At 41.8% G+C, this 4864-nt stretch carries 3 protein-coding genes and 1 pseudogene; all 4 read right to left on the minus strand.

Features of this window, described 5'->3' with window-relative positions; translation table 11 throughout:
* A pseudogene (locus IR173_RS17810) lies at positions 1-398 on the minus strand (OmpA family protein); the annotation flags it as partial.
* A gap of 18 nt (positions 399-416) precedes the next feature.
* Positions 417-1019 carry a DUF4369 domain-containing protein gene (locus tag IR173_RS17815; protein ID WP_237040853.1) on the minus strand — a complete coding sequence of 201 codons (603 nt, stop codon included), beginning with the start codon at positions 1017-1019 and terminating at the stop codon, positions 417-419.
* A 93-nt stretch (positions 1020-1112) separates the two neighbouring features.
* Positions 1113-2006 carry a BT1926 family outer membrane beta-barrel protein gene (locus IR173_RS17820; RefSeq protein ID WP_237040854.1) on the minus strand — a complete coding sequence of 298 codons (894 nt, stop codon included), beginning with the start codon at positions 2004-2006 and terminating at the stop codon, positions 1113-1115.
* A 33-nt stretch (positions 2007-2039) separates the two neighbouring features.
* The gene (locus IR173_RS17825) at positions 2040-4781 is read right to left on the minus strand and encodes a hypothetical protein (RefSeq protein WP_237040855.1); all 2742 of its coding nucleotides are present in this window, start codon (positions 4779-4781) and stop codon (positions 2040-2042) included.
* Positions 4782-4864 lie beyond the last annotated feature (83 nt).

Consider the following 4864-nt stretch of genomic DNA (forward strand, 5'->3'; position numbering starts at 1 on the left):
CTCGCACCCTCGTCAAAGGTCTGGTTGTAACCGACACCCGCGATAAGGCGTGCGTTGAAGAAGCGTTCGGGGTTGCTTCCGCAGAACAGGCTGCTCATGTTGAACAGGCCGTCCACGGTGGCCGCACCATAATAGAATCCGCTTGCGGGCTTGCTTCCGCTTCCGGCCCTTCCCTTCCAGCCGCTGACGGCCAGACGTGCGCCCACGTAGGGGTTGAAGTATTTACCGACAGCGATTTGCCCTGCCGGAGAGATCAGTTTGCCGATACCTGTACCGTCCAAAGAATAGGAGGCACCCACCTGGCCCTGGAGGAACCAGTTGTTTTCTGTACTCTGAGCGTTGGCGCTTATACCGGCACCCGCCAGTAACAGAGCTGCAATAATCACTTTTGATTTCATAGTCACTTTTTTTATGAATTATTTTTCTACCTGCTCTTTCAACTGTGGATATTTCAATAAAAGAGGCTGGCATTTATCCTCCGGTATATTCGAGCGATAAGTCTTGAAAATGTAAACACCGACAATATTGTCGGCATTGGCTTCAATGTGACGGATAAAATAATCGGTAAAATTCAACCTGACATCATCCGCACTCCATTCTGGATGTTTGGAGATGGAAGATATGAATTCATCCAGACCTAAAAGGAAATCCTGTAACCGGTCGTTCAGTCCGGTGCCGGATGTACAAATCCGGTCTCCCAATAAGGCTGTGATATTTCCGTTCTCAATCACCACAGGTAGGCAATAAGGCATTATACTGTCAGGGATCTGGACAGAGAGCACGCGTATATAGGGGACTGTCACATCCACCGAGTCCGCAAATCCGAACTTTCCGTTCTTGACGACAGTACTGTCATACCGTATCGCATTGCTTTGCATATCCGTCAGATAAACCGTCTTACCCTCAAATCGGGAATCTTTGGCCATACCGTATATATGGTAACCGGGTGACGGACTGCAGGCCGCCATCATGACAATACACAGGATCAGGACAGACAGAAAAAGAACATGTTTTTTCATTCTTGTTTTATGTTTTAAAAAGTAAGGCCGCCCGGCTAACGTGTTAGCAGAACGGCCTTCGCTTTTATATTACAACGCAACCAACGTTACGCCTTAGAATCTTATACCCAGTTTCAGCACCGGCATATCAAATATCTTGATATTGTGGTGTGAAGCGTTGTACTTGTCGAAACCTTTGGGGCAGAGCTGGATGACATCGTAGCGGTAGGCCAGAGGTTGGAACTGGAATCCCAATACCAGACCCGGAGCCAGGCTATATTCGATACCGGCTACACCGGCAGCCTTGACACCGAACATCTGACCGGCATTGCTGCCGTTGCCATAAAGCTGTTCGGGTACTTCCACTTCTGTATCGGGGTCTACTACCGTATCACCCGTATAAGGTTTTGTTGTCTCAACACGTGCCATCTGGAAGCCCAGAGAGCCTCCCAGATAGGGATGGATGCGAGGATTGCCCACTTTGAAATAACGGTTGGTTCCTACGGCCGCATACCAGTTGTTGCTCATGCGGGCACTGATATAGTCCTGTGCGGGGATAATCATATCCTCCACTTCGTAGTCGCCTTCCACATAGTCCTTCTTGGGAGTCAGGTTGATATTCATGCTGAACTGGAAGTTGATGTCCCAGCAGTCAGACAGGAAATATTTGCCTTCGATACCCAGGATGTTGGTCAGGCTGTTGTTATTCAAACCGTCAATGTTCAGATATGCGCTTAAGTCTCCGTTTTGGGCATTGTCCTTATCATCGGGCAATCCTACGGTACCGTTACCACCGTTTCCGGGTTTACCGTTGTGGGAGAATTTAGGCAGCAAGTAAGAGGTGTTTTCGTTGTAGAAATTGTTACCTCCGCCCAGCAGCACTGATATCTGCCATTGACCTTTCTTGGGAGCAAACGACACACCATCACAACTGCTGCCCACAGTCTGCGCCAATAAAGGCGCAGAAAGGGTAGCAAGTATCAGTAATGTGTATAGTTTCTTAATCATTATATACTATTTTATAGTGTTGATGAAACCCTATTATTTAGTGATTGCAGCAATCAGCTCATCCTTGGCTTTGGTCAAAGCAGCGAATGCAGCCTGATAAGCTTCCAATTGAGATTGGGCGTTAGCCAATTCAGCTTCGTACTGAGCTTTAGTCTTCTCAGCAATGGTTACACTCTCGTTGTCGAATGAGGCCAAATCATCCTTCTTGTCAGCGATGTACTTATTCAAAGCTTCAATGCTACTTTCGATATTGGTAATAGCATCTGAAATTCTATTACCCTTATTAGCAACATCTTCAGAAGTTGTCGTAATTGTACCAGAGGCAGAAGTTAATTTACCATCTTTATAGGTAGAATAAGTATAACTAATCTTTAATTGACCATTAATAGTAACATCGAGAGCAGCTTTCAAATCATTCAATGTCTGCTTTTCACCTTTTGTATTAGGTCGCGCTGTGATACCTAAGTTATCAGCTATGGTTTTAACATTATCTTTGTATTCATTCGCATCCAATTTACAGATTTCATAAATTGTATCTCTAAGCGGTTCGTACTTAGCATCCAATGCTTCTTTCTGTTTTGCAATTTCTGCAATAATCGGTGCTTCAAGAGCTGCCTTTTCTGCGGCTGTCTTGCTCAGAGCCTCTGCATAAGAAGTCCAGTCATCGATAGTTGAGAAGGCATTCTTAGCGTATTGAAGAACTACATATACCTCTGCACTAGCACCTGAAGGAGTTACACTAGCTGTGCTAATGTCTGCATAAACTTCGTCCAAAGGCAGAATTGTGGTTTTTGCGTTTTGTAAACCTACATTAATTGCGTCCATGCATGTTCCATACAATTTAGCGGAAGCCTTAATCCATGTCTGTACTGCACCGTCCTTATCTGTAGAAGTTTGGTCTATACTTACATTACTCCATGGCTGTACGCCAACAACAGCATCCTTTCCTTGCCCAATAAGTACATTAAATTGTTCAGCATCTAAAGAAGCTAATTTATCTGCAATCACAAATTCTTTACCTTCATTAAATCCAGTGATAGTTGCTTTGAATTCTTGACCAACTAAAGCCTTTCTCTTAGGATAATATGCAGTCATTTCTGCCTTCAAAGCTGTAATAGCTGCTGTTAAATCTGTAGAAGGAACTTTTGCAAGAGCTGTTTCATATGCTGTTTTTGCTGTTTCCATTACTGCATTTGCGTTGTAAATAGCAAGTTTTTCAGAATCTGATGCTTCATAAGTAGGATCGTTCTTCTGCTTGTCTGTAACAATCTTTACAGCTTCGTCATATTTTTTTACAGCTGTATCATAAGTATTCTTCTTTTCTGTTACACCTTCTTCAGCCATTTTAGTCTCATAAGCCGTTCTTTTAGCTTCATAAGCCTCCCATTTAGTATTCAAAGATGCTTCAATAGTAGAAGTTAACTGCTGAGTGATTCCATAGGCTGTTGCAGCTGTTTTATAAGCAGCATAAGCAGCATTGAATGCAACAGTATCAGCCTTATAGGTTGTTTCAGCTGTAGTAAAGTCTGCGTTGACTTTTTCCAAAGCTACGGCAACTTTTGCTTTATCATCTTCTGTTATATCTCCGCTAGTTGATATAGAAGGTAAATTATAAACACCTACAGCTTGTAACTTAGTATAAGCATTTCTATAAAGTTCAACGCCATGATCTTTAACATCTGTTGCAAGATTTTCTATCTTAGCAGACAAAACTACTTTTTCATCAATAGTGTTGTCGCTTGCTACAGTACCCAACTGAAGTTCTTTGATAACAGGAGCAGTTTTGAATGAATAAACAGGGTTACCATTTATCTGCTTAGTTTCGTAATCAGAGGTATACTTTCCGGCATTTACCAATGCTGTATATGCAGAGCTATTTGATTTAGCTATTGCCCAATTAATGAATTCGCTTTCTACAGCAGCTGGAACATTCAAAGCTAATGATTGATTTTTAGCTTCAAAAGCAACTTTTTGCTTAGAGATAGCTTGTTCGATAGGAGCTACAGTAGCTTCATTAGCAATAATTGTTTGTTTCAATTCTGCCACCTTCTTATCGATTGCTATAATTTGTTTATCGATATCAAGAATCTGGGCATTTACGGCATCGTTGCTATAGTCTGCTGCTAATTTCTTGAATTCTGCCAATGTGACAGAGTCGTTAGCCAATTTGGACTGACCGGATTTGATGTCTGCCGCAATGAATTCTTTAGCAACAGCGATAGAGTCAGAAGAGAACTTAAGCAAATTATTGCTGAGTTCAGTAATCTTTGTCATTGTGTTTGTTATCTTACCACTGACTTCTTTCATATCTCCAGTGATAGCCACTAACTTTTTAGAGTACACAGAGTCAGTAACATATACTTTAGCAGCTTCCAATTCAGCAAGAGCTTTCAAATAAGCAGTTTCGTTGTCGGCTGCTGTCTTTTGCAAGTCTAATATCTTTCCCTTGAAATCTTCAATTACAGAATCTTTTTTAGCCTCCCACAAAGCGATTTCATAATCACTGCTGGCTTTTTTGATTTCCAGATCCAACTTTTGAATTTCCAATTGAACCTTTTCTTCCTCCACCTTAACTTGCTTAAACTCTGTCTGGACCTTCATCCATTCAACTTCGGCCAATCTGTAGGCTTCATTTGCTTTAATCAAAGCAGCCTTCGCTGTGCGGAGTTCTTCGATACCTGCGGGTTCATCGTTGTCGATACATCCCGTGAAAGTCACTGAAGAGCCGGCCATAAGAGCTCCGAACAGGACTACACTTAAAAATTTTTTGTTCATAATAGAAAAACTTTAAATTTATAAATTTAAAAACTTGATTTGTTTTTTGTTTATTATTTTATAAAGGACTTAATCGTATTTAG

Source organism: Phocaeicola faecalis, assembly GCF_021730445.1.
GTDB classification, from domain to species: domain Bacteria; phylum Bacteroidota; class Bacteroidia; order Bacteroidales; family Bacteroidaceae; genus Phocaeicola; species Phocaeicola faecalis.

Coding starts and splice junctions, on each gene's coding strand:
- IR173_RS17815 (WP_237040853.1), bottom strand. CDS start 1,019: ATGAAAAAACATGTTCTTTTTCTGTCTGTCCTGATCCTGTGTATTGTC.
- IR173_RS17820 (WP_237040854.1), bottom strand. CDS start 2,006: ATGATTAAGAAACTATACACATTACTGATACTTGCTACCCTTTCTGCG.
- IR173_RS17825 (WP_237040855.1), bottom strand. CDS start 4,781: ATGAACAAAAAATTTTTAAGTGTAGTCCTGTTCGGAGCTCTTATGGCC.